Here is a 1,104-nt window from a genome sequence, read left to right as displayed (position 1 = left end):
GTCGCGGCTGGTGAAGTCGATGGTGGTGATCTCGCCGCGGAGCAGGTGGGTGCCGGGGACGATGGTGTCCTTGGACGGGTTGTACCGCTCGGTCCGCAGCTGCTTCTGTTCGGCGTTGTCGTACGCGTCCTGCCAGGCCTGGCTGTGCTGCGGTTGCATGACCGGCGCCGGGACCGCCACGTCCCGGGGAGCAGCGGCCGGCGGCGCCTGGGACGGGGTGTGCGGGTTGTCGGCGAGCGCCTTGTGCGTCGCGCCCGCCACCTGGATCAGGGTCTTGGTGCCGGAACCCCGGTTGTTCGTCAGCTGGTCGGCGATGCTCTGCTGGGTGGCGGGGCTGATCGGGGTGACGCTCTTGAACGCGAGCTGGGTCAGGGCGTCGGCCTGCCTCGCGTCCATGTCCGGGTAGAACGTCTGGATGTAGTTCTGGACCTGCTTCTTCCAGGTCTCCCGGTCGGCGTGGCTCTGCGGGACGGCGTCCGGATTCGCCGGGTCGTAGTTCTGCAGCAGACGCTCGGCCTGCGTCTGGATGGCGATGCTCGGGTCGAACGAGCCGAAGAGACGCGGATCCATGCCGGGGAACAGGCGCTGCTGGGCCACCGACTGGGCGAGGCCGCGGCCCTCCTTCGACGTGTACTTCAGGTCGCCCTGCGGGTCGTTGCGCACGCCGAAGGTGACGTCGGTCTCCAGGCTCCGGTGATCGACGCGGACGAACGTGTTCGGCTCGGGCATGTACACCGACCGCGGGTCCACCTTGGCCATCGCCTGGCGTACCTGCTGGTCCCGGTGGTTGGCCTGATCGGCCTGCGGCGACGGGGCGTTGTCGAGGGTGTATCCGCCACTGATGATCTGCAGGTCGGGGCGGCTGTTGATGGCCGTGTCGGCATTGTTGAACAGGCCGTCCATCGCCGCGACGTCGGCGTCCCCGGTGTGCAGGAACGTCGGGTTGTCGCCGGCCCGGTCCTGAAGGCTGTTCAGAAGCCGCTCGGACTCCGGGTGCCGGACGATCGTCTCGCGGATCGCGGCGTACGGGATGGTGTCCTGGCCCGGTGAATCGTTCGGCCCGATCCGCGAGTTGTTCCACGAGAAGCCGATCACGGTGACCGG

The 1,104-nt window shown here is 68.6% G+C and carries 1 protein-coding gene; it reads right to left on the bottom strand.

Features of this window, described 5'->3' with window-relative positions:
• Positions 1 to 1,104 (bottom strand): hypothetical protein (locus tag WH85_RS52025; protein WP_045748572.1); only part of this gene is annotated, 1,104 nt, incomplete at both ends.

The organism is Actinoplanes rectilineatus (genome assembly GCF_000962825.1).
Lineage (GTDB): Bacteria > Actinomycetota > Actinomycetes > Mycobacteriales > Micromonosporaceae > Actinoplanes > Actinoplanes rectilineatus.
Note: the sequence above shows the minus strand (reverse complement) of the source record. Positions and strands in the feature narration are given on the sequence as shown.